Raw genomic sequence first — 26416 nt, 5'->3', positions numbered from 1 at the left:
GGCGCGGCCCCGAATCCCGGGAAGCCGCGCCGTTACTGGATTGTTTATGGTGCTGATGAAGGGATTCGAACCCCCGACCTACGCATTACGAATGCGTTGCTCTACCAGCTGAGCTACATCAGCGAACACTTTTACAGAATACCGAATTCGCCCCCCAGAGTCAAGCCTTTTTTCATTTTTTTTTGATATTCCTTCATGGGGGTTCGATAAGGACGGAAAGTGCCTTATAATGAGGCCAAAGGAGTGAACGCGGGTGTATAGGATTCTGATCGCCGACGACCAGACGCTTATGCGGGACGGTCTGCAGACGATAATACAGCTCGAAGACGACATGGAGGTCGTCGGGACCGCCGAGAACGGGGAGGATGCGTGCGCGCTCGCGATTCGGCACAAGCCGGACTTGGTGCTCATGGACATCCGCATGCCCGTGATGAACGGCATCGAGGCGGTCAAAAAGCTCCGGCAGGACGCCCCTGGCGTCAGAGTGCTCATGCTGACCACGTTCGACGAGGACGATTATATTATCGAAGCGCTCGCGAGCGGCGCCGTCGGGTTTCTGCTCAAGGACATCCAGAGCGACAAGCTGCTTCAGGCGATCCGGGACGCCGCCCGCGGCGAGATGATGCTGCCCGCCGGCATCGCGGCCAAGCTGGCTGCCCGCCTCGCCTCTCCGCATGCAGGCAAGCCGACGGGCTTGCGCGCGCGCGGCCGGACCGACGGCCTTAAGTTCACGGACCGCGAGCTCAGCATCATCGCGCTGATGGTCGAGGGCCGAACGAACAGGGAGATCGCCGGCCAGCTGTTCATGAGCGAAGGCACCGTTAAAAATTACGTAAGTACCATCTACGACAAAATCGGGACGAACGATCGCACGCAGGCGGTCATTTGGCTGAAGGAGATGGCGGGCGGCTGAGCGCAATCGCGCTGCGGCAGCCCCGCATTCGTTCAAGAAAGGACATCCAACATCATGAACGCGAATGTTCCAAGTTTTGCCCCCTGCCGCTCGGCTCGGGGGCTCGTCGCGCTGATCACCGCGCTTGCGGGCGGTACCCTGATGCATCTGTTAGGGTGGCCGCTGCCTTGGTTACTCGGTCCGATGATCGGCGTATTGATCGGTTCTTCGATATGGAAAGGCAAGTATCACTGGCCGAGCCCCGTGCGTAACGCGGGCATGATCGCCGTCGGCTATACGATCGGCCTGTCGCTCACCGGCGCCGCGCTGCGGGAGATGGGCGCGCAGCTGCCTACGATGCTATTGATGACCGCGCTGCTGCTCCTGCTGTGCGCGACGCTCGCCGCCGTCGTCGCCAAGCTGGGCGGCATCCCCTATCTCACCGCGCTGATGGGTAGCATACCGGGCGGACTGACGCAGGTTCTCATTTTGGCGGAGGAAACGAAAGGCGTCAACCTGACCGTCGTCACGATCATCCAGGTCGTACGTCTGATGCTGATCGTGATCTGCATTCCGCTGCTAATCTTTAGCCCTATATTCGGGTATCATGTCGGCGAAGCCGTGAAGGCGGCCGCCACTTCGACGGGGCACGCCGACTGGGCCGGGCTCTGGCCGGCGCTTCCGATTTACGCTGTCGCGTGCACGCTATTTGCGATTTTGGGCAATAAAATCCGCTTCCCCACGGCTTTCTTGCTCGCTCCCGCGCTCGGTGCGGCACTGCTCCAAGCGTCCGGCCTGCACGGCCCGGCGCTGCCGGCGCCGATCATCGATGCGGCGCAGCTTGCCATCGGGACCTACGTCGGCTTGCTGTTAAAGCCCGCCCAGCTCGAACGCAAGCTGCGTACCCTCTCGCTCGCGGCGTTAAGCGGCATCGGTTTGCTCGTCTGCGCGATCGGCTTAAGCTTCCTGCTGACCAAGATTCATCCGCTGTCGCTGCCTACGGCCTTGCTCAGCCTTGCGCCCGGCGGCATGGATCAGATGGGCTTGGTCGCTCACGAGATCGGCGCAGACCTGTCGACCGTGGCGGGGTACCAGCTGTTCCGAACCTTCTTCATCTTCTTCGCCGTGCCGCCGCTGCTAAGATGGATCATCCGCCTTGCCTCCCGGCGCGTGGCGGGCGAGGAGCCAGAAAAAGAGGCGTCTTAAAGCAACGACGCCAACTTGGTACTGTCCGGCGACAGCACCCGCTTTTCCGGCTCCCGCTCCGTCCGATCCATCGATCCGATCGGGCCATATGTGCTTTTCCACGGCAGCACTTTGCGTCTCACCAGCTCACTCCGGCTGGATGTGCTTTCCCACGGCAACACTTGGCGTCTCGCCAGCCCTCTCCGGCGGGATGTGCTATCCCTCGACAGTACTTTGCGATTCATCGGTCCGATCCGGCCAAATGCGCTTTCCATCGAAAGCACTTTGCCGCCGGCCGATCCGCTCCTGTCGGATGTGCTGCTCCGCGACAGCACCCTACCTCCCTCCCCCGCTCCCGCAATCTCCGGCTGGAAACCATCCCGCCTTTACTCCACTCCTGAAGTTTGATATGCTAATAAAACAGAACAAATGTTCCCTTTTATTTTACACTTCTTCGGAGGAGGTCCCCAGGATGAATCCGACTCAATATTTGCCTATGCGGGCCAAGACGATCCTGAACGCAGTAAACGCATCGTCGATGCCCTTCGACTGGTCCATTAATCCGTACCGGGGCTGCCAGCACGGATGCAGCTTCTGCTATGCACGCAGCACGCACGCATATCTGGGCGAGGCAGCTGACGACACGTTTCAGCATCGAATTTTCTATAAGGACGATGCGCCGGCCATATTGCGCGCCCAGCTGCAGCGCATGCGCGCGCGGGGCAAGCTCCCTTCGCACGTGGCGATCGGCACCGCGACGGACCCGTACCAGCAGCTCGAGGCCAAGGCCAAGCTGACGCGCGGCTGCCTGGAGACGCTCGCCGAATTCGGAGTAGGCGTCAGCATCACCACCCGCTCGCCGCTCGTGCTGCGGGATCTCGACCTGCTGCGCTCGCTGCCTGGCGCCTCGGTGAATATTAGCCTCCATACGCTGGACGCCCGGATCTGGCGGACGTTCGAGCCATCGACGCCTTCGCCCGCGCGGCGGCTCGAATGCGCGCGCACGCTGACCGAGGCCGGCATTCGCGTGCATGCCTTCGCCGCGCCGATCCTGCCGCTGCTCACCGACGGCGAAGCCGACACCGAGGCGCTCGTCGAAGCGCTCGCGAACGCCGGCATTCGCCACATGATGTCGTCGTTCCTTCGGTTGTCGACGCCGGAGGTCAAGAGCTGGTTTTTCTCGGTGCTGCGTGCAGCCTACCCCGAACTCGCCGAAGCCTACGGCAAGCTTTACTGGCATTCTGCGCGACTCCCGGACAGCTACCGCCGGCCGGTCTACGCCCGAATCGCAGCGCAGATGAAGCGCTATGGGCTTTCCGAGATCGGCGCCATGGAGATACCGAAGGGCGATGCCGCTTATGCCTTGGGTTCAGCACCTGCCAGCGCTCATGCTGCTTCGCCCACCAGCCCGACGGTCGAATCGCCGTTTTCAAGCGACGCCGGCGCTTCGCCGTGCCAGCCCGTGCAGTTGGCGCTTTTCTAACGACATCCGCCGCACTTCTTCAATATCCGCCGCCCCCTCGTACATCTATGCCCGGCACCCCCTTCTCCCCCCGCGCATAAGCTGTGATGACAATCGCCTAGCGCAGCCAAAGGGGAATGAAAATGAACGTACAGACCTTGATGCTCCCGATCTCGATCGAGCGGACCGAGAAGCCTCCGCTAAAGCTCAGTACGCCCGTCATCACGGGCGGCACGGGCGAGGAGGCCCGCAAGACCATGAACGAAGCGATCAAGCGCGAAGAGGCGTCGCTGATGTCGATCCAAGGCTATCCATCCCCCGACGTGCAGGAGATGGACGGCACGTTCGAGGTGAAGACGAACCAGCGCGGCGTTCTTAGCCTGTCCCTGCTTAACTATGTGTTCACAGGCGGCGCGCACGGCAATACGATCCAGAAGTCGCTGACCTTCGACGCGGACACGGGCCGCTCTTACAAGCTTAACGACCTGTTTAAGAAGGGCGCCGATTACGAAAAGAAGCTCAATGCGCTCATCGAGGCCCAGATCAAGGCGCGGAAGCTCCCGTTGCTGTCCTCCTATCCCGGCATCGCGCCGGACCAGGATTACTACATCGCGGACAAAGCGCTCGTCATTTACTTCCAGCTCTACGATCTGGTCCCTTACGCGTGGGGTTTTCCCTACTTCCCGATTTCCGTATACGCCATTCAGGACATCATCGACGAGGACGGACCGCTCGGCGCGATGATGTATTGAGGCCGGCCGGCACGACATCCGACCGCGAAAAAAGGAAGGCCGCCTTCGCCGCGGAATGCGGTTCGGCAGCCTTCCTTTATGCTTTTTCCGGCCATGCTTTTGAGGTCCTGCTTTTTCCGGCCGTGCTTTTCCGACCATGTTTTTTCCGGCCATCCTTTACCACGCTCAAGCCGGCCCAAACTTCACGAGGCTTCAACGCGCCATCGCTTTTACCATTTGCTCGGATCGATGTCCTTCGACGTCAGCCCCGCCCAGACGTTCGGCACGTCTACCGACGCCGGGTCGTTGAATACCAGGAACGCCGTCGGCAAGTAACGCCCGCCTTCGCCCTTGGACGACGGCTTATTCACGAGCTCGCCGCCTTCCTTGACCAGCACGGTGGACGAGCCGCCGTCGAGGTTGGCCGCGATGACCGCCCCGTGCTCCAGCATGATCTGCTGGCAATCGTACAAGTCCGCGCCGATGCTGTAGCCGATCTGCCTGCCGTCGATGATGAGGAACAGAATCTTGCCGTCCGCCCGCTGGCCCATGACCGTCCGCGGCGCGATCCCCCAGCCGTTCGCGTGGTTTTTGATCAGCCCTTTGCCGTTGACGATGATACGCGGCTCGAAGCTCACCGCTTCGGAGATGCCGAGATCCATCAATTCTTTGATCGAATAATGCCCTGCGATCATTTTGCCGTTGTTGTCGAGCCCTACGATCTGCGTGCTGCTGTTCTTGCCGAGCCCGTTGTAATAGATCTTGCCCTGCGTGATGACGAGGCCGATCGGCTGGAAGCCGTTGCCCTGCCAGTTCGGATCCGCGAAGCCGCCGGCATTGACGCCCGCGATCGCGCCGGTCCGCTTGACCATGCTCGGCACCTTCTCGCCTTTGCCCGCCTTCTCCGGCACGACGAGCCGAATCTTGGTCGGATCCGATACGGTCAGCAAGTAGCCGTGATAGCCCTTGCCGTCCACTTCTTCGATCGACGTGAGCGGCTCCGAAGCCGTCGTCTCGTCTTCGTGCGGCGCGTCCGCGGGAAGCGCGATCTCATGGGTATCCTTTTCTTCCCCCATGTCTTTAAACTGCTCGGCATAAGCGGCCACCCGGGCTTCGAGCCCTTCTTTGCCGATCAGGTACTTCGCGTAATCGCGATGCTGCGTCGTGATGATCGCATCCGCCAGTCGGTAGCGAACCGAAGTGCCCGAAGGCGTCACGAAAAACCAAACGGCAAACGCCAGCGCGAGAATGACCATCGTCCAAAAAAACGCGACGAAACGCCGCCAGGCTTTATTTTTCTTGCGGCGCTGGCCTGAAGCCGCCCGCGCAGACTTGTTGGCATAAACCTCCGCCCGAGTTCGCCCGCCAGGGGCACCTTCGGGTGACGACAAATGAGGATTGGGAATGATGACACGCTCCTGTCTGTTGTCAAAACTAACGAATTAGACGATTTGTCAGCGCAGAGAGTTGCATTTCCCGTCAAATTGGGTATGCAGCATGACCCTCCCGCCGGCATCCGACATCATTGCCCAGGAAATGACAGCTTAAATTGTCGTTCAACCTTCGCATTTGCCGTCATATTCGGTTACCATAAGGCGAACGAACTTGTTATAATGGACCGAAAGCCGCCATGCAGGACCACTGCGGCACATCGGATCGGAGGCCTGCTCAATGAGCGAGAACACGAAAACGAAAGCCTACGGAATAACAAACCGTACCGATACATATGTCGTCTACGAACTGACCGACAGCGCGACGGATTCCAAAGTGACCGTATGCCCGCAGCGCGGGGGCATCGTCCTCGGCTGCCGCCTGAACGGCGAGGAGCTGCTCTATCTCGACCGAGACACCTTCATTGACCCGGCTGCGAACATTCGGGGCGGGATTCCCGTGCTGTTCCCCATCTGCGGCCAGCTTCAAGGCGGAGCCTACGAGTGGGAAGGACAAACCTACCGCATGCGAAACCACGGGGTTGCCCGCACGGCCGCCTGGGAAGTCGTGAATGCGTACGCGGACGAAGACGAAGCCGCGCTGACGCTCGAGCTTCACAGCAACGAGGAGACGCTCGCATCGTATCCTTTCGAGTTCGAACTTCATTTCACTTATCGTCTTAAGGCGGGCAAGCTCTACATCGAGCAGTCCTACAACAACCTGTCCGAGCGGGACATGCCGGTACAGGCCGGGTTCCATCCTTATTTTATATCGGCTGACAAGCAGCTCACCTACATATCCGATGCAACCAAGGTGCTCGACTACAACGACGGTCAAGTCAAGCCATTCGAAGGTACGTTCGACCTCGGCAGCCTGGTCGAATCGGTCGCGCTCCTCGATCCGAAGACGCCCGAGATCTCCTTTCCGTCGCCGTCCGGCCGCAAGATCAAGCTGAGCTACAGCGACGTATTCGGCGTGGTCGTGCTCTGGTCCGTCGAAGGCAAGCCCTTCGTCTGCGTCGAGCCTTGGACCGCGTTGAACGAGGCGTTGAACCGCAAAGAAGGCCTCATCCTCGTGCCGCCCGGCGACAGCCTGGACGCCGACTTCACGATCGAGACCGAAGCCTGATCATCCGAAACCCGCGAGCCTGAGCCCGCAACGAAAAGCGGCCTGACGCGCCTCGCCATCCGAAGGGATGACGATGACGGCAGGCCGCTTTTTTATGGTTCGAGCTTGAGCATGGCGCCCGCCGCCTCAAGACGGGCGCGCCATGCCGGCAGGCAAAGCGCCTTGAGGTACGCGTACAGGCTGCGCGCGAGGATGCGATCGGGGATCGGCTGGCCGATCTCTTCGATCAATCTGCCCGCCGCCTCGAGAAGATCGGATCGGCGTTCGGGCTCGAGCTCCTCCGGACCGCTTTGTTCGACGGTACGGACGAATTCGAGCAGCGCGGCGCCGTACTCGCCGTCCAGACCGCGCTTCGTCTCCTCGTCGTCCATGAGCGGCGCGGAGCCTCTTCCGACAAACCCGGCCATCACGTCGTCGAGCCGTTCCAGCAGATAGTCCCCGACCCGCTCGCCTTTCATTTTCCGCTTATCCAGCAGACAGGTGTGCATGACCTCGTTCAGCATGCCGCTGAGCAGGTGCGCGCCGTCTTGGCCGTATGCGGCGACGGCTTCGCCGTAGATCGCCACGATATACTGACGCTTCCACATCAGCAGCCGATTGCGCAGCTCGTGAAGCAGCTTGGACTTCTGCTCCTGCCCGATATTGACCTGCGGCTCCTGCATCAGCATCATGAGGAACTCCCAATTGTTCTGGAAGTAATCGAAGTGCCGGACGAGCTGCAGTCTGAACTGCTCGCGCGGGCCGAGCTGCCGCTCATCCGGCAGCACGGCGAGCTCTGCCATCATCCGCTCGACGAAGTGCCAGATGACGGCCAGCAGCAGCTCTTCCTTGCCCTTGAAGTAAAAGTAAATCGACCCCTTCGCCATCCCGAGCTCGTCGACGATCTCCTGGATGGACGTCGCGTGGAATCCCTTCCGCGCAAAGCAGCGCATGGCCGCCTCGATAATCTGATGCTTGCGTGCGCTCATATCGAACCCTCCCTTGCGGAAGAAGCTTGCTTCAACCTTAAACGCTCGGCTTGGACTTGCGGCTCAGCTTCGCGCGCAGCTTCATCAGCGTCTCGTAGGCGATCGGCACGATCAGCAGCGTGAGCAGCGTGGAGCTGACCAGACCGCCGATGACGGTGACGCCGAGTCCCTTGGAAATGATGCCCGCGCTCTCGAAGCCGAACGCCAGCGGCAGCAGCGCGCCGATCGTGGCTAGCGCCGTCATGAGGATCGGTCGCAGACGCGTGCCCGCCGCCTCCAGGATGGCTTCCCGCGTGGAGAGGCCTTCTTGCTCCTTGTGAATGACCCGGTCGATCAGGACGATCGCATTGGTGACGACGATGCCGATCAGCATGAGCGCGCCCATGAGCGCGGATACGCTGAGCGTCTCGCCGGTCAGCCACAGCGCGACCAGGCCGCCGATGATGGCGAACGGCAGCGAGAACATGATCGCGAACGGCGCCAGACCGCCGCCGAACGTAAGCACGAGCACCAGGTAAACGATCGCGATCGCCGCGGCCATGGCCAGGCCGAGCTGCGTGAATGTCTCGTTGATCTGCTCCGTGACGCCGCCGTAGCTAATATCGACGCCTTCAGGCAGCTTCAGCTCGTCGACCTTGTCTTGCAGGTCGGACGAAGCTTTGGCGACGTTGGACGCCGTGATCTCGGCGCTTACCGTCGCGACCAGACGCCCGTTCTCCCGCGCGATCGAATTCGGCGCCGTGCCTTCCTGGACGTCGACGACGTCCTTGATCGGCACCTGAGTGCCGAGCGGGGATTGCAGCTTGACGTTGCCGATATCCTCGATGCCGCCGTAGGTCGCCGTTTCCTTTTCCACGAAGACGTCGTACTTCTTGCCGTCCTCCTGGATCCGGGCGAGCGCCTGGGATTGCTGCTGCGGCATGAGCGCCATCGCGACTTGGCCGGCCGTCAGGCCGTATTGGCTCAGCTTCTGCTGATTCGCCGCCAACGTATACTGCTCGTACGTCTTGGACAAGCTCGTATCGACCTTCTTGAAGTTGCTGTCCTTGTTCATCAGCTCGGCGACTTGATTCGCAGCCGTACCGACAGCCGTCAGGTCGTCGCCGTAGATGCTCATGCTGAACGTGCTGCCGCCGACGCCGCCGGAGAAGTCCATCTCGGACCAAGTGCCCTCCGGTACGAGCTTCTGCAGGTCGGTCACGAGCTTTTCTTTTTTGTCGGCGAAGTGCTTCGTCTCGTTCTTGAACTGCAGGTAGAACAGTCCGCCCTTGGAAGGGCCCGGCGACAGCGGGTTGCTGCCTCCGATCGAGTACTGCATATTCGTGATGTCCGAATCCTTGAGCAGCGCCTCTTCGACCTTAAGCGCGCGCGCCTCGACGTCGGACAGCAGTGCGCCCGGTTCCGGCGAGTAAGTGATCATCGTATACTTCTCTTCCTCTTCGGGGAGGAAGCTCGCGCCGATGACCGGGATCAGGAACAGGCTCGCGACGAGGATGACGACCGAGATGACGACCGTGATCACCTTGTGACGGAGCGCGGCGGACAGAATCCGGCGGTAGCCCAGCGCCATCTTGCCCGGCTTGTCCTCGTGGTCATGCCCTTTGCCCGGCTTCACGCCGTTCTTGAACAAGGTGTGCGCCAGCATCGGCACGACGGTGATCGCCACGAGCAGCGAGGCGAGCAGGGCGAACACGATCGTGAGCGCGAAAGGCAGGAACAGCTGACCGACCATTCCGCTGACGGTTCCGAGCGGCAGGAAGACGGCGATCGTGACGATCGTCGACGACATAATCGGCATGAACATCTCGCGCGTCGCTTCCAGCACGAGTTCCTTGCCTCTCAGTTTTTCGCCCGTAAGCGACATGCGCCGGTATATATTTTCTATGACGACGATCGAGTCGTCCACGACCCGGCCGATCGCGACCGTCATCGCGCCCAGCGTCATGATGTTAAGCGTGATGTCGAACTGCTTGAGCAGCAGCACGCCGATGATGAGCGACAGCGGGATCGACAGAATGGAGATCAGCGTGGTGCGGATGTTGCGCAGGAAAAGCAGGATGATGATGACCGCGAAAAGCGCGCCGAACAGCGCCTTGCTCAGCATCGTCTCGACCGACTTTTCGATCGGCTTGCCCTGGTCGAGCAGCGTCGTCAGCGACAATTCCGGATGGTCGGCCTTCAGTTCTTCGGCCTTGTCCTTGACGGCGTTGACGACATCGACCGTGTTGGCGTCGTTCGACTTGACGATCTGGATGCCGATGGAGTCCTTGCCGTTGGTGCGGGACACCGATTCGGATTGGGATACGAGCTCTACGGTAGCCAGCTCGCTCAGCTTGACGGTCGGAATGCCCGTCGCTGCGCCGCCGGCCGCGTTACCGGTGCCAGCTGCACCGTTCGCACCCGTGCCGCCCGGAGCTCCGCCGCCTTGACCGGCTTGGCCTGCGCCCATTGCGCCTGCGCCCGCCGAAGCGGGCACCGCCGGGATCGCGAGGTTCTTCAGGTCGTCCAGCGTGACGACGCCTCCGTCCACGAGGATCGACTTTTCCGACTTGCCCATCGTGAAAATGCCGAGCGGCACTTCGACGGCGGACGCTTGGATCATTTGCTCGACCGACGCTTCGGTCATGCCGTATTGCGCGAGCTTGGCTTGATCGAAAGCCAGCTTGACCTCTTTGACCGATTGGCCCGAGATCTGCACGGAAGCCACGCCCGCGATATCCTCGAGCGCAGGTTGCACGACGTCGCTCACCGTCTTGGTCAAGTCTTCCAGGCTGCCTTCGCCCGACGCGCTAAGCGACATGACCGGGAACGTATTGATCGAGAACTTGGAAATCGTAGGCGTCTGCGCGCCTTCGGGCAGCTTCGTCGCCGCGATCGCTTCGCGGACGTCGCTCATCGCCTTGTCCATATTTTGGCCGAAGTCGAATTCCAGATTGATGTTGGATACGTTCGACATCGACGTCGACGTCACGTTCTTAACGTTTTCGACGCTCTGCAGGCGCTGCTCCAGCGGCTCCGTCACTTGCTCGATGACGCCCTGCGGGGCAGCGCCCGGCATGACCGTCGTGACGCTCAAATACGGAAACGACAAGTTAGGCAGACTTTCCTGCTTCATGTTCAGACCCGAATACAAACCGGCCACGAGGACGATAATGGTAATCATCCAGACGGCGAATTTGTTTTTCAACGAAAATCCGATGATGCTCCTCATGCACTCCGCTCCTTTGATCTCTTTATCCGCTCAGACACCGCATGCCCTCATTCCCGCAACGCTGCATCCGCGCGCTTCTGTTGCCATCCTATCGAACGAGCGTTCAAATGTCAATTCACGCGAGCGAGCAACGTTATTCTTACTTTCCCCAAAAGTGAAGCAGTTCGCGTTCAAATCCATTCGAACGATCGTTCAAGTCGATGGCCGCCACCTTTGTATACGCCGCCTTCGGCTATGCCGTTTCAGATTTAGAGTTATGGGGTAAAGATGCGACCTTGCCTTGCCCGCTGGACAAAAAGACGCGCTCCGCCGGCTGCCGATGCCGGAAAAGCGCGTCCTCACTTATGCGATATGTCATTGTCGACGGTCAAACCGGCATTGCCCTGCCCGTATAATCGACGAACCAAGTCTCGGCCGGCACTTCGGTCGTACCCTCGATGAGGTCGATGATGCCTAGCGCGCTCTCCGCCGGCGACAGCGGCGCCGACTGCCCGCCCATGTCCGTGCGCATCCAGCCGGGGTGAACGGCGAGCGCTCGGATACCTCGCGGCTTCAGCTCTTCGTTCAACTGCTTCGTGAACATCGACAGCGCGATCTTGGACAGCGCGTACGGATAATCGCCGCCGTACGCCCCCGCGAAGCTGCCTGCGTCGGAGGCGACGTGCACGACGAGCTCCGCGCCCGACATGCTCTCCCGCATGAGCGGCGTCAGATGCTTGGCCACGATCAAAGGACCGTAAAGATTCACCTCGAACGTACGCTTCAGATCGTCCATCTCCAGCGAGGCGATGCCGCCGCTTCGGCCGAGCAGGATGCCCGCGTTGTTCACGAGCGCATCCAGGACGAAGCCTTCGTCCCGCAGCTTCGCGGCGAGCGCGCGCGCCTGCGACTCGTCCGCTACGTCGAGCGCCTCGATGCGCACCAAGCCCGGGTAGCGGTCCGCGAGCTGCGCAAGCCCTTCTCCCGCGCGGCCGGCGTCGCGCACGCAGGCCGCCACCGCATGGCCGCGGGCCGCCGCGAGCTTGGCGAGCTCGTATCCGAGGCCGCGCGCAGCTCCTGTGATGAGCAGGTTCATCGGTCGTTCTCCAACAGCTCGACCAGCAGCTTCAGCTCGGACGACGTATCCATATAGGCGTATCGCCCGCCCGTATACTCGCCCTTCTGCAGCAGCTTGTGGCCGTGGCGGCCGAGCAGCTCGATTTTTTGCTGCATGCCTTCGATGACGAAGGCGATATGGTGGAAGCCCTCGCCGTCGCGCTCGAGCGACTCGCGCCAGGTGCTCGGGTGTTCGTCGGGTTCGATGAGCTCGAGCTGAAGCGAGCCCATGTCGAAAAACGCCAGCTTCGCCCGCGCCTGCGAAGGCTGTCCGCCGTATTCGGTGCGCGCGACCTCTGGCGCATCCGTCCAGAACCAGGCGGGCTTGTCGACGCCGAAGAAGCCGGCGTACGCTTGCGAGGTTTTCTCGATGTCGCGGACGACCAGACCGATTTGCGTAATCGTTTTGTTGCCCAGCAAGTTTTTCTCCACGTTCATTCGCTCCTCTGTCGCTTGTTTTCTGCCGCTTAATTGCTGTCGCTTATTGGCCGATCGGACGGCAGGACTCCCGCCGAATAAGCTTGGATCTAGACATATAACGAATCGCCGTGCCTTCGGCGCCTTCGATATGGCCGATCACGTAGTCCGTCAGGCTGCTCATCATCTCGCCGAAATCGATCGCCACCGTCGTCAAGGCCGGCTTGTACCTGGCGCTCAGCGCGTGGTCGTCGAAGCCGATGACCGACATATCCGCCGGCACCGACAGGCCCGCCTCCTGAAAGGCGCGGATCGCGCCGAACGCCACGCTGTCGTTGGCCATGATCATCGCCGTGGGCAGCCGCTTCTCTTCTTCCAGCAGCTTGCGCGCCGACTGGTAGCCTGCCTCTTCATGGAAGGATCCCGGCCGCACCCAAGGCTCGTGCACCGCCAAGCCGTGCTCGCGCATCGCGTCCAGGAAGCCGTTGTACTTGTCGACGCCGGAGTAGCGGTTCATGTCGCCGTTCACGATGCCGATGTCGCGATGTCCGAGCTCGCTGAGATAGCCCACCGCCAGACTCATGCCATAGGCATTGTCGAAGTTGGCGACGATCCGGTTGCCTTCGTTCCTGTCCGGCAAGTGCTGGTCCACGACGCCGATCGCGAAGCCTTCCCCGATCAGCTCCTCGATGAGGGGCTCCTCGTTGGCCGCGCCGATGAAGATGCCCCCGTCCACCCGCCGCTGGTAAAAAGCGTCCTTGACGCCCCGCACGTTGTCCGCGTCCGACGTGTTGCGGATAATATAGGTCAGCACGTAGTAACCGCGCGCGGACGCATGCTCGACGACGCTCGCCAGCAGCAGGTTCGTGAGCATATCGCCGGAAACGCGGCCGGCTTCGATGACGAACAGGCCGATCGTCCTCGTGCCCTTGCCGGCAAGCACCTGCGCCGACAGGTTCGGCACGTAGTTATAGGCGTCGATCACTTCCATGACCTTCCTGCGCGTCTCGGGCGGCACGTTGGCGTAATTGTTGATGACGCGGCTGACCGTGCTCCGGGACACGCCGGCGAGCCTTGCGATCTCGACCGAGTTGATTTCTGTTTTCTTCATGTATAGCCACCCTTTTGAATGCGAATCCGGGCTGTAAACACGTGTTTACAATGTTATTCTAACGAATCTGCGATTCGCGGTCAATCCCCGGCCTGGCATTCGACATTGACAATATATATTGCCTTCATGTATTATAATATATTAGACAAGTGTTAACCCTCTTATTTTTCCTCTCAATAGGGGTCGACCCCCTCCCGTTCCCCCACATCATTCCTTTTTACCAAGGCTGCTGGAAGGACACGAATTCAAGACTGGCGCGGTCATTGGAGCCGCAAGAACGACTGAGAGGCAGGGCTTTCGTTGCTTTCGTGCATGTGATTTACAGGAAAAATTGCGCGGTTTCGCTTGTATGGCTAGTTCAATAGCATCGCATTAAAAATCAGACCCCCGCAGGTACCCTGCGGGGGTCGTCCAATTGTGCCGGAATCTGTCCGCGCGCGAACGCGGACAGACTTGCATTAGCCGACGATCATGTGCATCTCGGCGCCGGCTTCCCCTTCGGGCAGCGGGTTTTTCGGCTTGGAAAGCAGTACGCCGAGCACGAGTCCCACGACGGCGACGCCCGTCAGCACGAGGAACGTAAAACCGAACGCATCCGCGTACGTGTGCAGATCGGGTGCCTGCAACTGCTTGTCGACCATGATATCCTTCATTCGCGATGCGGACAGCGTCGTGAGACCCGCTACCGCGAACGACATCATGACCTGCTGAGCGGCGTTCGTGAGCGAGGTCACGCGGCCGACGAGATTTTGCGGAGCGGATTGGATCAGGTACGTGTTGAGCGGCATCATGAACAATCCCATTCCTGCGCCGAGCAAAGCCAGCGGCAGGATAATCGCGCTCACGCCGGCGTCGGCGGAGATGCCGGACAGCAGGAAGGCGGATGCCGTCGTGACGATCATGCCGGCGAGCACGAGCGGGCGGGCGCCGAACTTGTCGCTCAGCTTGCCGCCGATCGGCATCATGATCGCCGAGGCGAGCGCCTGGGGAATCATGATCAGACCGGTCTCGAACGGCGAGTATCCCTTAGCCTGCTGCAGGAAGATCGGGACGAGGAACATCGTGCCGAACAGAGCGATTTGCGATACCCACTGGACGATGATGCCGCGGGTGAACGTGCTGGAGCGGAATACCCGCAGCTCGAGCAGCGGATCGCGGCGCCTAAGCTCGACGATGATGAACAGGATGAGCGCGACGACGCCGATGCCGATGCCGGTCAGCGTCGTGGACGCCGTCCAGTTGTTGCCCGTGGCGACCGTCTTGCCGCCCTCGGACACGCCGTAGACGAGCGCGGCGAAGGCGATCGGCGCCAGGATGATGCCGAGCATGTCAAGCGAAGCGACGGATTGGCGCTCCATCTTCGGCAGCGTGCGGATGCCGAGCAGGATGCCGATAATGCCGATCGGCAGGTTCAGCAGGAAGATCCATTCCCAGCTCGCGTATTCGACGAGCCAGCCGGCGATGACCGGGCCGAGCGCAGGAGCGAGCAGAATCGGGATGCCGAGCATGCCCATGACCTGCCCGACTTTGCCCGGAGGCGACAGTCTGTAGATAAACGCCATGGCGATCGGGCTTACGACGCCGCCGCCAAGACCTTGAAGGATGCGGAAAGCGATGAGCATCTCGACCGAATTGGACAGCGCGCACAAGATCGATCCGATCGTGAACAATCCGATCGCGATCAGGAACACCCGCTTGGCGCCGAAGCGGTCGGACAGCCAGCCCGCGAGCGGGATGACGGCGGCTTGAGCCAGCGCGTAGCCGGTGACCGTCCATTGGACGAGCGACAGGCTGTTCTGTTTGAACTCGACCATCAGTTGGGGCAGGGCGACGTTCACGGCCGTCCCGTCCAGGATGACCATGAATATGCCGACGATGATGGCGATCAGCGGCGCGAATACATCCCGGATGGATGTCGGCTGACCTGGCGATGCAGCATTGGCTTGCATTGTAGCGCTCCACTCTCCCTTGAGTAGCCGCTCGCCCCCGCGCCTCTCTTCGACCTATCGCGCCGTTGACCGCCGCTTGGCTTCAACGTACAATAGATTCATTCAAGGCTATAAAGGACCGCGGCTTCTTTAAGCGGACAATTGTCCGCTTTTCAATGCCATGTTACCGGACAATTGTCCGTTTGTCAACGCGAAGTTCTAATCATTGGAAGGAGCGTCCCTCGATGATCAAGCCACGCAAGCGCAGCGACGCCGCCGAGAATTGCCGCCTGATCCTGCAGACCGCGAAGAAGCTGTTCGCGGAGCAAGGCGTCCAGACGGTCAGCATGCATCAGATCGCCAAGACGGCCGGGGTCGGCCAAGGCACGCTCTATCGCTGTTACGCCCATAAGGGAGAGCTGTGCGCCGCCATCGCCGAGCAAGTGGGCATGGATACGGTGAAGCAGTTGGAGGATTTTCTTGCGAAGAACCAACATCTGCCGGCCTGCGAAAGGATCGGCGGCGTCCTTCAATACATTATTCAGTTCATCGACGATAAATTTCAGCTTTTGCTCCCGATCCATACGGTTCACGATTGCGAGGACGAGTCCGTGTTTTTCCGGTCGCCGATGTACCGGCATTTGCTGAACCTGATCGCCGGCCTGTACGAGGAGGCCGAACGCGCCCGCCGCGCGGGCCAAGCGGCCGCAGTATCCCCGGCAGCCGCCGAAACCGACGACGGCCTGCGCGCAAGGTGCGCCGCCCAAGCGCATATCTTGCTCTGCTCTCTCCAGCCGGCCGGGGTGATTCATATGCGAGAGTCGCTCGGTCTCGGCGTCCAGGAGATCGTGGACCGGTACCAGGGGCTGTTCGCCCGATAAGCATGGTCCGCAACGCAAAGCGGACGGCGCAGTGAGATCCGCGCCGTCCGCTTTTCATTTATCCGTTCAGCGAAAAAACAAAGGCAGGTACGCCCGGTTCCGCTCGATCATCTCGTCGAGCATGCGTTCCGCGTCGTTCGCGGACGGCACGAGCGGATGATGGGCCAGGGCGAGCAGCGCCTTGCCCTTGTCGCCTTCGACCGCCGCCTCGATCGCGAGCCGCTCGTAGGTTTTCACCGCGTGGATCAGGCCGACGACCGCATGAGGCACGGTCCTGAGCGGCACGGGCACAGGCCCCTCGGCGCCGACGACGCAGTTGACCTCGATGCAGGCGTCGTCCGGCAGGAAGTCGAGGATGCCGTCATTGCGTACGTTCAACGTCTGCACGTCCCTGGCGTCGTTGTGCAGGGAGACCATGAGCTTGACCGCCGCCTCGGAATAATAGGCGCCCCCGCGCTGCTCGAGCTGCTTCGGCTTCTCCGCCAGACGCTCGTCGCGGTAAATCTCGAACAACTCGCTCTCCAGCCGCTTGACCGTCTCTGCCCGCGTCTCCCCCTTGGCGGCGGCAGCCTGCTGCTCGGCCAGCAGCTCCCGGTGAAGATAAAAATACTTTAGATAATACGAGGGAATCGCCCCGAGCGAGCGAAGCAATGACGCGTTCCAATTGAATTGCGGCACGTTTTTGGCGGAATAGCCATCGCGGTCGCCAAGCAGCTCGGACAGCTTCGGGACGCCGTCAACCTCGATGTCGCTGATCCAGTGCAGATGGTTGAGCCCTACGAATTCGCAATGAATCCGATCCGCGGGCACGCCGTAGAGGCCGGACAGCCACTTGTAGGCGCCGATCGGGGAATTGCACAGACCGACCGAGCGGATACGGGAATGCTTCAAGATCGCTTCGGTCACCATCCCGGCCGGGTTGGTGAAATTGAGCAGCCAGGCATCCGGGCACAGCGCCTCCATGTCGCGCGCGATATCGAGCAGCACGGGAATCGTCCGCAGCGCCTTCATCATGCCGCCGGGCCCAGTCGTCTCCTGCCCGATCATCCCGTAACGGAGCGGTATCGTCTCGTCCCATGCGCGGGCCTCCAGCAGTCCGACCCGCATCTGCGTGGATACGAAGTCCGCGCCGTCGAGCGCCGCGCGCCGGTCCAGGGTCAACCGGACTTGGATCGGCAGCCCCGAACGCGCCACCATCCGCCGGGCCAGGCACCCGACGATGTCCAGCTTCCACTGCCCTTCCGGAACGTCGACCAGGACGATCTCCCGGACCGGCAACCGCTCGTAATTGTCGATGAATCCTTCAATTAACTCCGGCGTATAGGACGAGCCTCCGCCGATCACCGCCACCTTCATTCCTCCACCCCTCCTTGTCCGACCGCCTGAACGGGCAATGCCTGCGCCAGATTATCGTATACCTCCGGCCCGATCCCGAACCCGGCCCGATCCATAGCCAGCAGGAGCGCGCCGCCCGCCGGCTCGATCGTGAGCACGCGCAGGCTGCACCCCGGCGCCGCCGCCAGGGCGGCAGTTTCGATATAGGGCACCACATAGCGGCTGTCCCCGCGTGTCAGCACGCTGCCGACCAGCACGACATCGAAGCGGTCCTCCTCCATGCCGAGCCGGCGGATCGTCGTCTCGGCAGACAAGCCGAGCTCGACGCCTTGGTGCCGCAGAATGGCCCGCGCCGTCTCGTCGCGATCCGCGACCTCGAACAGCACTTTGACAAGATCGCGCGGGATGCGCGCGTCGCGATCGAGAAAATCGTGGAACATCGCTTCGACGGAGGCGTAGCCGAGCGCGGCCGGCACCGCTTCCGCGAGCAGCGTCGGCTCCCCCCTGCCCTCCCAGGCCCGGATCGCCGCGCGGAACGCCTCGACGGCCAGCTCGCCGCCGCCGCCGAAATCGCCATAGGCATAGCCGAAGCCCCCGCATTGGAACGACGCTCCCTGCTTGTTGATCCCGTAGCAGTTCGTACCGCTGCCGCATACGAGCACAATGCCGTCCGGCTGCCGGGTGCCCGCGCGAAGGCCGATGACCGTATCGCATACGATATCGTGCGCATTGAGTCCCAGATCGGCCATCAACGGACGCAGAATGCGGAAGTCCGCTTCCCTGTCGGCGCCCGCGAGCCCGTAGACGGCATACGCCACCTCGCCGCGCGATAGGTTCGCGCGGGCCAGCGCTTCGTCTACGGCTGCGCGTATATTCGCCTGGGCCGGCTCCGGGCCCAGCTGATGATTGCCGCATCCGCCGTAGCCGCGGCCGACGATCCGGCCCCGCTCGTCGCTGACGACGGCGAGCGTCTTGCTGCCGCCGCCGTCGACGCCTAAAAAGTACTTCAAGCTTTTCTCTCCCCTGACGGCGGTCGGTCCCCGGCTTCCGCGAGCGGATCGCGGCGCCGATTCCGTCGCCTCTCAATTTAACCGCGTTATTTTTGCAGCTTGCTCTGGTTTTCCTGCCACTTTTTCGTTTTGAACGCGAGCAGCTTGTCGTAGCCCACAGACTTTGCGTCTGCATTCGCCTTGTCCAGGATCGCATATACGTCTTCGTCGCTTTTTCCGTTCAGAATCGCCTGCGCGAAGGCCTTTTCGTAAATCTCCTTCACGCTCTGCGCCACGATGCCTTCCGGGGAATCGCCGGCAGGATCGAGATTGACGTATGCGGTCGTATTGAACTGCGTCTTCCATGTGATCTCGGACTGCCACTTGGTCTCCCAGCTCTTGAGATCCTCGGGCAGCGTCGACTCGAACTTCATCTTCGCGTTGTCCACGTACACGGTGTTGCCTACCCATTGGAGATTGACCGTGTCGTTCATCAGCTTGTCGCGGCCCTTCGTATCGCTCGTGAACTTGTCGGTGAACTTAGGCTTCTCCTCCTCGTCCGTGCCGTCCCAGTAAAGCCCGGGCGGACCCCACATGATGACGCGCTGGCCTTCGGGCCCCGTCATCCAATCGAGGAAGGCGAAGATCGCTTCCGGGTCCTTGGCCTTCTTGGTGATGACGCTCACGTTCCAGCCGAGCTGGTTGTAGGAGCCCGTGAAAATTTTGTTCTTGTCCAGACCTTCCTTGTGCACGGGCCAGATCATGATGTACCCGGCATCCGGATCTTCCGCCTTCAGCAGGGAGTTGCCGATGGCGCCGAATTCGGTCGGACTCGACGCGGCGTACACCGCCACCTTGCCGGTAACGATATTCTGCTCGACCTGATCGAGCGGCTGCGTGAAGGTGTCCGCGCTCATCAGTTTCTCGCGGTACAGCCTGGAGCCGAACGCGACGCCCTCCCTGAACGCTTCGTCTTCAAACACCGACGCCAGCTTGTCGCCCTTGGGCGAGGCCAGCATGGCCACGCTGCTGAAGTCGTACGGATGGTTCTCCGCGAACGCCGAGGACAGCACGGTTATCGCCTCGGCCTTCTGGCCGCCTTCGAACGGGATGACATTCGGGTACTTTTCCTTGACGAGCTTCAGATAACTGTAGAGATCCTCCGTCGTCTCCAGCTTGGGCGCGCCCAGGTCGTTGTAAATTTTCTTGTTGACCAGGTAACCCGCGTTGCCGTTCGGCTGCGTCGTATACCAGTTCGGGAACTGATAGATCTTGCCGTCCGGAGAACGGAGCATCTCAAGCGTCGACTCGCCCGCCCATTTTTTGAGATTCGGGTACTTCTCGAAGTAATCGTCGAACGCGACGAGCATCCCGGCCTCGCGCAGCTTCTCCACGTCGGCTCCCCGCTCCATCCAAATGACGTCCGGCAATTCGCCCGAGACGATCATGGTGCTCAGCTTCTGCGCCGCGTTGCCTCCCGAACTGACGGGCACCACGTCGACCTTTTTATTCGCCTTGATCCACTTGGAAGCTTCGTCTTCGCCCCAATTCGGCATCGTGTACCAATCGTAGTGACCGTAAAAGGAAAACGACAAAGGCTTCTCGCCCAGATTGTAGGCGCCGCCCGCCGCTTTCGCGGAAGCCGTCCCTCCCTCGGAAACACTGCCGGACGGAGACGACGTCTCCCCGTTGCCGGAAGAGCACCCCGATGCGATCAGCGCGGCGGCCAGCAAGCCGGACCATACGAGCGAAGCTCGTTTGTTGAGACTCATCATTTTTCCCTCTCCCTTCGAACATTTGATCTATGCGGCACCCGCCGGGAGGCGGGATCGCGGTCCAGGCGCCTTGGCGCCGTCAACCCTCTCGAAGCGGCGCGCTATTCCTTCAGCGAGCCGACCAGCACGCCCTTGACGAAGTACTTCTGCACGAACGGGTACACGCACAGAATCGGGAGCGTCGCCACCATCATCGTCGCCATCGAGAGCGACTTGGTGGTGACCGTCCGCATCTTGTTCAGCCGTCCCTGGGCGGCCGAATTCAACTGCGACATCTGCTCGCTCATGATGTTCGAATTCAGGATCTGCTGCAGCTTGGTCTGGATCGGCAGCAAGTCCGCATTGCTGATATAGATGCTCGGCGTGAACCAGTCGTTCCAATGGTAAACGGCCGTGAACAGCGACAGCGTCGCGATGACGGGACCGGACAGGGGCAGCACGATGCGGAACAGCACGCCCCAGTTCGAGCTGCCGTCGACCTTGGCTGACTCCTCCAGCCCGGGCGGCAGCCCGAGGAAGAAGGTCCGGAAGATAATCATGTCCCACACGCTGATCAGTCCCGGCACCACCATGACCCAAAACGAGTTGAACATGCCGAGCTCCCGAATAAGCAGAAACGAAGGAATCAGACCGCCGCTGAAATACATCGTGACGATGCAGAACACCATGTAGTACTTCCGGCCGATCAGCTCGCGCCTCGTCATGCCGTATGCGAAAATCGCCGTTGCCAGCATGCCGCAGAAGGTACCGACCGCAGTCCGCAGAATAGAGATCAGAAAGGCGTTGACCAGGCGGGCGTCTTCGAACACGATCCGGTAATTCGCGAGCGTGAATTCGCGCGGCCAGAACGTCACCCCGCCCTTCACCGTGTCGATGCCTTCGTTAAAGGAGATAACCGCCGCATTCCAAAACGGATAGAAGGCGGCGAAGCCCAGTGCGGCCAGCAGCGCGTAAATGACGGCAAGCAGCGCACGGTCCCCTGCGGTTAGTTTAAGCATGACGTACCTCCTCGCCCTACCATAAGCTGTTCCCCGACCGTCGAGCCAGTTGATTGGCCGCCACGAGCAGCCCGACGCTGATCAACGCCTTGAACAGACCAGCCGCAGTCGCGTAGGAGTAGCGAGAATTCTGGATGCCGATCCGGTAGACGTAGGTGTCCAGGACGTCGCTGACATCCCGCAGGACGGGATTCGAGGCGAGCAGCAGAATATTTTCGAAGCCCGCGTTCAGCAGATTGCCGATGGCGAGAATGAGGAAGACGACGATGACCGGCAGAATCGCCGGCAGCGTGATCGAGAACATCTGGCGCAGCCGGCTCGCGCCGTCCACCGCGGCTGCCTCGTGCAGATGCGGATCGACGCCGGCGATCGCCGCCAGATAGACGATCGAGGAGAAGCCGATCTCCTTCCACACGTCGGTGACGACGAGGATCGACCAGAAGTATTCGGGCAAGGACAGGAAGTTGATCGGCTCGCCGATGAGGTCGAGCCGCTGGAGAAGCATATTGAGGCTGCCGTTCTCCGTCGACAGCAGGGATGCGACTAGACCGGAGACGATGACCCAGGAAAGGAAGTGAGGCAGATAGCTGATCGTCTGAATCGTCCGCTTGAAGACGCGTCCGCGGATCTCGTTCAGCATGAGCGCCAGCAGGATCGGCGCCGGGAATCCGATCAGCAGCTTCAGCATGCTGATGACGACTGTATTGCGGATGACCGTCCAGAATTCGGGAGCCCCAAAGAACATCTCAAAGTGCTTGAAGCCGACCCACGGGCTCCCGAAGAAGCCTTTGAACAAGCTGTAGTCTTGAAAGGCCATGAGCACGCCATACATGGGGATGTAGCTGAATACCAGCAAAAAAATCAGGCCCGGCAATACCATCAGTTGAATGTCCCACTGCCGGAGAAACCGTGTCGGCCCGGACGGCTTGAGTTCCCCATCCTGTCGCGCCTTGCGGATGTCGGTAAGCGCCATATGCCATTATCGCCCCCCGTCGGTAATTTCCTTTATCTTACCTGCCGGGGGGCGGCGCCTCTGCGCTAAATCGACCGAATACTGACTCTATCTTACTGTTTTGCAAATGAGAAGGGGATCAGGACATCTTGCGGCGGACGGTCCGAGGGGAGCTGCCGTATTGGCGGATGAACAAGCGGTTGAAATTGGAGAGCGTACGAAACCCGCATTCCATGGCAATATCAAGGATTTTGCGATCGGTAGATTCGAGCAGATGGACGGCCTGCTCGAGCCGCAGCTGAATGAGATATACCTGCGGAGGCACGCCGACCGTCCGGCGGAAAACGTCGCAGAAGCGGGACGGGCTGAGATATACGCGGTCGGCCATCTCTTGAAGGGTCCAGGGATGGGCCAGATCGCTCTCCATCGCATGGATGACGCGGCGGATCTTCTCCAGCTTGCCCGCGCCGAGCGCCGCATTCCCGCCTTGGCGGGGAGCGCGGAAGTCGCGGTTTACGTAAGCAAGGAACTGATGGAGGCAGGCGTACACAAGCGAAGTATGCGAGCGCTGCGCGCCGATATGCTCCGCCTGCATCTCCAGGAGCAGCGAGCGGAGCTTGCCAATACGGGGATGAGCGCGGTCGAGCAAGTTCGAGAAGCTGACGCCCATCTCTTTGAAGGGAGCCAGAATCTCGGGGTCATACCGAAGCGTGCCCGTCAGCCAGGCACCGTCGAAGGACACGACTTGAAGAACCAGATCGCGGGTCTCGTAGGCGCAGTGGAGATCGTTCGAGTTGATGAGCAGGATATCGCCTTGCCGGAATTCGAACCGCTCGCCGTTGATGATGTAGTAACCGGTGCCGGACTTGATCATATTGATCTCCAGCGCGTCGTGCCAATGCATGCGCTGATATCCCGAGTCCACCCCTACCGTATCCTCGATAAAAATCGGAAACCGTCGGTCCAAATTCGTCTTCTCCCGCGGAATGCTATACGATTGAATTAATGTCACATTTCCTCCCCCTTCCTGGTCTTCTCCTGCCTCGATATGAGTATAATGATAATTTTATGTTATGTTTTCTGTCAAATAACTATCTTAATTTGACCCGCCCTTCAAATGTAAGCGTTATCTAAATGAAGTTAAAAAAAACGCCAATCCCTTTGGATTCGCGTTTGCTTCTTTATTTCCTGCTTAAGAGCTGTACATCGTTCCTTTGGAGCGTCCGGCGACCGACGCCTTGCCGGCCATCCAGCGCTCGGCCAGCATGACCGCGGGCAGCGCCAGCTCGACGAGCGCGATCGCGGCGACGACGTCAAGCAGGACGTGCTGCTTGATGAACTGCGTCGACAGGATGATCAGCCCCGAGCCGATGCCGACCAGCGTCAGGCTGCGGCGCGTCTTGAAGCTGCTGCTCGCGAGGATCCGGAACACCATGTAGCTCGAGAAGCAGTGGATGCTCGGAAAGCAGTTGAACGGCTGATCCCGATGATAAATAAAGGCGACAAGCCGGGTCAGCGGGTCGTGTCCGACGAGCTCCGGCCGCGGCACGGTCGTCTGGAAGACGCTATAGACGAAGTAGCAGACGAGCGCGCAGATCGTATATGTCGCGATGGCGCGGTAAAACGTCCTAACGTCTTTGACGAAAAAGAACAGCACGCACACGTAGATATACACGATCCAAACGGAATAAGGAAGGGCGAACCATTTGACGAACGGAACGGCCTGGTCCAACGGCGTCGCCAGATGCCAGACGCGTCCGCCCCCCCGGTTCACGGCCGCGTAGATCATGCCGAGCACCGGGAATACGAGCATGGCGAGCAGCGGCGCGAAGCGCTTGAAGTACGCCATCCAATTTGTTTTCATGCAGATCCCCTCCTCGCGACGGCTACTTGCGGTCCGGCAGGGATCGCACGTACCCGTCGGACATGCTGAGCAGCTTCATCGCATTGTCGTAGTTCGCGCGGCTGTCGCCGCCCGGCGTCTCTCCCCCGTCCTTGAAGCCGAGCGTGCGCCCGTCCTCGAAGCCCGTGCCGGAGATAAACATGCCGCTGTCGTCGATATAGGAGCCAGTCGGCAAATAATAGCGTTCCGGCAGCATATTCCCGGTTGAATTGAGCAGATCTTGGCCAAAATGAAGATGATCGGCCATCGACAGGCCCGCGAGATTCGCGATCATCGGGAAAATATCGGATTGCCCGCCCAGCGTGCCGATCGTGCGGTGCTCCGCCGCCCCTGCAGGCAGCTTGACGAGCAGCGGAATATTAAGCATGTCGGTCAGCTCGTAATCGCGGCCGAGCAGCTCCTTCATGAGCTTCTTCTCGCCGGCCGTCAGCGAGTAGATCGGCAGACCTTGATGGTCGCCGTACAGCACGACCGTGGTGTCGTCCCAAAGCCCGCGCGCCTTCAGATCGGCGATCAGCACGCCGAGCGCGTAGTCCGCGTAGTTCTGCGCGCGGATGTAGTCGCCGACGAGCGTGCCTTTGAAGCGGTCCGGCAGCTCCATCTTGTACTTGCGCGACGGAATCTTGTACGGATGATGGCCGGACATGGAGATCAGCTGCGCGTAGAACGGCTTGCCGCTCGCAGTCATCTCGGCCAGCTTTGCGGCGGACTTGGCGTACAGCACTTCGTCCGAGGCGCCGAACATGACCGTGTCTTCGTCGCCGAACAGCTTTTTATCGTAATACGCCTGCCAGCCGAGCGCCGGATACAGCTCGGTGCGGTTCCAGAACACGGCGTCGTTCGTATGGAACGTGGCGGTATCGTACCCGTTCGCGCCGAACAAGCGCGGCATGCTCGGCAGCTCCTTGCCCGCGTATTCCTGCGAAGCCGCGCCGTGGCTCGGCACGAACATCGAGGTATTCACGACGAACTCGGCGTCCGCAGTGTTGCCCTGACCGACCTGCTGATAGAATCGGTCGAAGTAAAGGCTATCGCCGACCAGCGCGTTCAGGTTCGGCGTGATGACCTGGCCGTCCACGGACTTGCCGATCAAGAAGTTCTGCAGCGCCTCCATTTGGACGACCAGCACGTTTTTCCCGCTCGCCTTTCCCCAATAGAGCGGCGTGCCGGACGGCGGCGTATAGCCTTTAAGCTGGTCGATCTGCGCTTGCGTCATGCCCGAGACGTCGACGCGCTGGTCTTTGGAAGGCGCGAACGCGGCATAGACTTCGTAGTTGATGATGCCCATTTTCTCCGCCTGCACGACCTCGTTCATGCTGTGCCGGTACGGCCAGACGGTGAAGATGCACGCGGCCAGCGCCAGCACCCCGATGACGGACAGCACGCTGCGCCGCTCGCGCACCTTAAGCCCGCGCCCCCAGGCCCGGAACGACTTGCTCAGGCACAGCAGGAGCAGCAGCGCGACGAAGTCCGTATAGATGAGCAGAAAATACGGATGGAGCAGCGAGAAGACGCTCCCCTTGACCTCCGTCACCTGGTTGACCTGCTGAAGCGCGTGATAGGTGACGATGACGCCGAAATATTTATAATACATAATCACGGCAAAATAGACCGACGTCAAAACGCCGTTCGCCGTCAAATACAAGCCGAGCTTGCGCCTAGGCGCGAGCAGCTCGATCAGGCAGAAGACGACCCACACGGACGGCAGCCCCGTCGCGAGCGGCAGCCACAGCCGCCAGCCCTCGAAGATGACGTACCCCGCCAGGTACATTTTCAGAATCATCAGGAGGGAAAAAAGCACAAACGGCTTCGTAAGCCAAAACCGTACCCGCTGCCATGCCATCATATAATACAAGACCGTCCCTCTATTTAAATGTAAAAAAGCTCGCCTAAGATGCCGATTCATGTAAACTGCAAGTTAACCGGACCAACCAAAATCAACTTCATCATTATAGTCCTTTGCCGCCTTCAAATAAAGCGATGCATGCAATTGCCAGCCGCCGCCGGAATCGGGCCTGCCGCAC

The 26416-nt window shown here is 60.6% G+C and carries 22 protein-coding genes and 1 tRNA gene; 6 read left to right on the top strand and 17 right to left on the bottom strand.

All coding sequences use genetic code 11. The annotated features are described in order from the left end of the window. Positions 1-47: 47 nt before the first annotated feature. Positions 48-123: transfer RNA gene (locus tag BM235_RS30800), tRNA-Thr, on the bottom strand. Positions 124-253: 130 nt separating this feature from the next. On the opposite strand from BM235_RS30800, the gene BM235_RS30795 reads away from it, so the two are divergent. Further along, complete coding sequence (locus tag BM235_RS30795; protein WP_090118089.1) at positions 254-913, top strand: response regulator; 660 nt, start codon at positions 254-256, stop codon at positions 911-913. Positions 914-967: 54 nt separating this feature from the next. Beyond that, positions 968-2098 (top strand): AbrB family transcriptional regulator, encoded by a 1131-nt coding sequence (locus BM235_RS30790; protein WP_090118088.1) that lies wholly within the window; start codon positions 968-970, stop codon positions 2096-2098. Here BM235_RS30790 and BM235_RS32800 read toward each other — a convergent pair. After that, positions 2095-2220 carry a hypothetical protein gene (locus BM235_RS32800; protein ID WP_255374680.1) on the bottom strand — a complete coding sequence of 42 codons (126 nt, stop codon included), beginning with the start codon at positions 2218-2220 and terminating at the stop codon, positions 2095-2097. The genes BM235_RS30790 and BM235_RS32800 overlap by 4 nt on opposite strands. A gap of 329 nt (positions 2221-2549) precedes the next feature. Here BM235_RS32800 and BM235_RS30780 point away from each other — a divergent pair, with 329 nt between their 5' ends. Together BM235_RS30780 and BM235_RS30775 are read left to right on the top strand one after the other, a co-directional pair. After that, the gene (locus tag BM235_RS30780; protein WP_090118086.1) at positions 2550-3560 is read left to right on the top strand and encodes an SPL family radical SAM protein; all 1011 of its coding nucleotides are present in this window, start codon (positions 2550-2552) and stop codon (positions 3558-3560) included. A gap of 122 nt (positions 3561-3682) precedes the next feature. Further along, positions 3683-4291, top strand: a complete 609-nt coding sequence (locus BM235_RS30775) for a DUF3298 and DUF4163 domain-containing protein (RefSeq protein WP_090118085.1) — start codon at positions 3683-3685, stop codon at positions 4289-4291. A gap of 209 nt (positions 4292-4500) precedes the next feature. Here the strand turns inward: BM235_RS30775 and BM235_RS30770 are convergent, their stop codons facing one another. Beyond that, positions 4501-5526, bottom strand: coding sequence for a phosphodiester glycosidase family protein (locus BM235_RS30770; protein WP_090118084.1), 1026 nt, complete (start codon positions 5524-5526; stop codon positions 4501-4503). 415 nt (positions 5527-5941) lie between these two features. Between BM235_RS30770 and BM235_RS30765 the strand changes: the two genes are divergently transcribed. Next, positions 5942-6829 carry an aldose epimerase family protein gene (locus BM235_RS30765; RefSeq protein ID WP_090118083.1) on the top strand — a complete coding sequence of 296 codons (888 nt, stop codon included), beginning with the start codon at positions 5942-5944 and terminating at the stop codon, positions 6827-6829. Between the two features lie 92 nt (positions 6830-6921). Here BM235_RS30765 and BM235_RS30760 read toward each other — a convergent pair whose 3' ends face one another. The 6 genes from BM235_RS30760 to BM235_RS30735 all read right to left on the bottom strand — a co-directional run bounded on the left by BM235_RS30760 (position 6922) and on the right by BM235_RS30735 (position 15580). Then, the gene (locus BM235_RS30760) at positions 6922-7797 is read right to left on the bottom strand and encodes a TetR/AcrR family transcriptional regulator (protein WP_090118082.1); all 876 of its coding nucleotides are present in this window, start codon (positions 7795-7797) and stop codon (positions 6922-6924) included. A gap of 37 nt (positions 7798-7834) precedes the next feature. Then, complete coding sequence (locus BM235_RS30755) at positions 7835-11008, bottom strand: efflux RND transporter permease subunit (protein WP_090118081.1); 3174 nt, start codon at positions 11006-11008, stop codon at positions 7835-7837. A gap of 367 nt (positions 11009-11375) precedes the next feature. Beyond that, a complete protein-coding gene (locus tag BM235_RS30750) occupies positions 11376-12083 on the bottom strand; it encodes an SDR family NAD(P)-dependent oxidoreductase (RefSeq protein ID WP_090118080.1) in 708 nt (235 codons plus the stop codon). Next, a complete protein-coding gene (locus BM235_RS30745) occupies positions 12080-12535 on the bottom strand; it encodes a VOC family protein (RefSeq protein ID WP_090118100.1) in 456 nt (151 codons plus the stop codon). Before BM235_RS30745 ends, BM235_RS30750 begins: the two co-directional genes overlap by 4 nt. A gap of 49 nt (positions 12536-12584) precedes the next feature. After that, entirely contained in the window at positions 12585-13631 is a 1047-nt protein-coding gene (locus BM235_RS30740; protein WP_090118079.1) for a LacI family DNA-binding transcriptional regulator, read from the bottom strand. A 458-nt stretch (positions 13632-14089) separates the two neighbouring features. Further along, positions 14090-15580, bottom strand: a complete 1491-nt coding sequence (locus BM235_RS30735; protein ID WP_090118078.1) for a DHA2 family efflux MFS transporter permease subunit — start codon at positions 15578-15580, stop codon at positions 14090-14092. A gap of 224 nt (positions 15581-15804) precedes the next feature. Between BM235_RS30735 and BM235_RS30730 the strand changes: the two genes are divergently transcribed. Continuing rightward, a complete protein-coding gene (locus BM235_RS30730) occupies positions 15805-16440 on the top strand; it encodes a TetR/AcrR family transcriptional regulator (protein WP_090118077.1) in 636 nt (211 codons plus the stop codon). Between the two features lie 66 nt (positions 16441-16506). On the opposite strand, the gene BM235_RS30725 is transcribed toward BM235_RS30730, so the two are convergent. The 8 genes from BM235_RS30725 to BM235_RS30690 all read right to left on the bottom strand — a co-directional run bounded on the left by BM235_RS30725 (position 16507) and on the right by BM235_RS30690 (position 26238). Next, the gene (locus BM235_RS30725) at positions 16507-17796 is read right to left on the bottom strand and encodes a 6-phospho-beta-glucosidase (RefSeq protein ID WP_090118076.1); all 1290 of its coding nucleotides are present in this window, start codon (positions 17794-17796) and stop codon (positions 16507-16509) included. Next, positions 17793-18785 (bottom strand): N-acetylglucosamine kinase, encoded by a 993-nt coding sequence (locus tag BM235_RS30720; protein ID WP_090118075.1) that lies wholly within the window; start codon positions 18783-18785, stop codon positions 17793-17795. Before BM235_RS30720 ends, BM235_RS30725 begins: the two co-directional genes overlap by 4 nt. A gap of 86 nt (positions 18786-18871) precedes the next feature. Beyond that, on the bottom strand, positions 18872-20536 hold the full coding sequence (locus BM235_RS30715; protein WP_090118099.1) for an extracellular solute-binding protein: 1665 nt from the start codon (positions 20534-20536) through the stop codon (positions 18872-18874). 104 nt (positions 20537-20640) lie between these two features. After that, positions 20641-21537 carry a carbohydrate ABC transporter permease gene (locus tag BM235_RS30710; protein ID WP_090118074.1) on the bottom strand — a complete coding sequence of 299 codons (897 nt, stop codon included), beginning with the start codon at positions 21535-21537 and terminating at the stop codon, positions 20641-20643. 16 nt (positions 21538-21553) lie between these two features. Further along, complete coding sequence (locus BM235_RS30705) at positions 21554-22417, bottom strand: ABC transporter permease (RefSeq protein ID WP_255374681.1); 864 nt, start codon at positions 22415-22417, stop codon at positions 21554-21556. A 211-nt stretch (positions 22418-22628) separates the two neighbouring features. Further along, entirely contained in the window at positions 22629-23501 is an 873-nt protein-coding gene (locus tag BM235_RS30700; RefSeq protein WP_255374679.1) for a helix-turn-helix domain-containing protein, read from the bottom strand. 180 nt (positions 23502-23681) lie between these two features. Continuing rightward, entirely contained in the window at positions 23682-24353 is a 672-nt protein-coding gene (locus BM235_RS30695; protein ID WP_090118072.1) for a phosphatase PAP2 family protein, read from the bottom strand. A gap of 22 nt (positions 24354-24375) precedes the next feature. Further along, positions 24376-26238, bottom strand: a complete 1863-nt coding sequence (locus tag BM235_RS30690; protein WP_090118097.1) for an LTA synthase family protein — start codon at positions 26236-26238, stop codon at positions 24376-24378. Between the last annotated feature and the right edge of the window lie 178 nt (positions 26239-26416).

The sequence above is a fragment of the Cohnella sp. OV330 genome (genome assembly GCF_900112065.1).
Classification (GTDB): domain Bacteria; phylum Bacillota; class Bacilli; order Paenibacillales; family Paenibacillaceae; genus Cohnella.
Note: the sequence above shows the minus strand (reverse complement) of the source record. Positions and strands in the feature narration are given on the sequence as shown.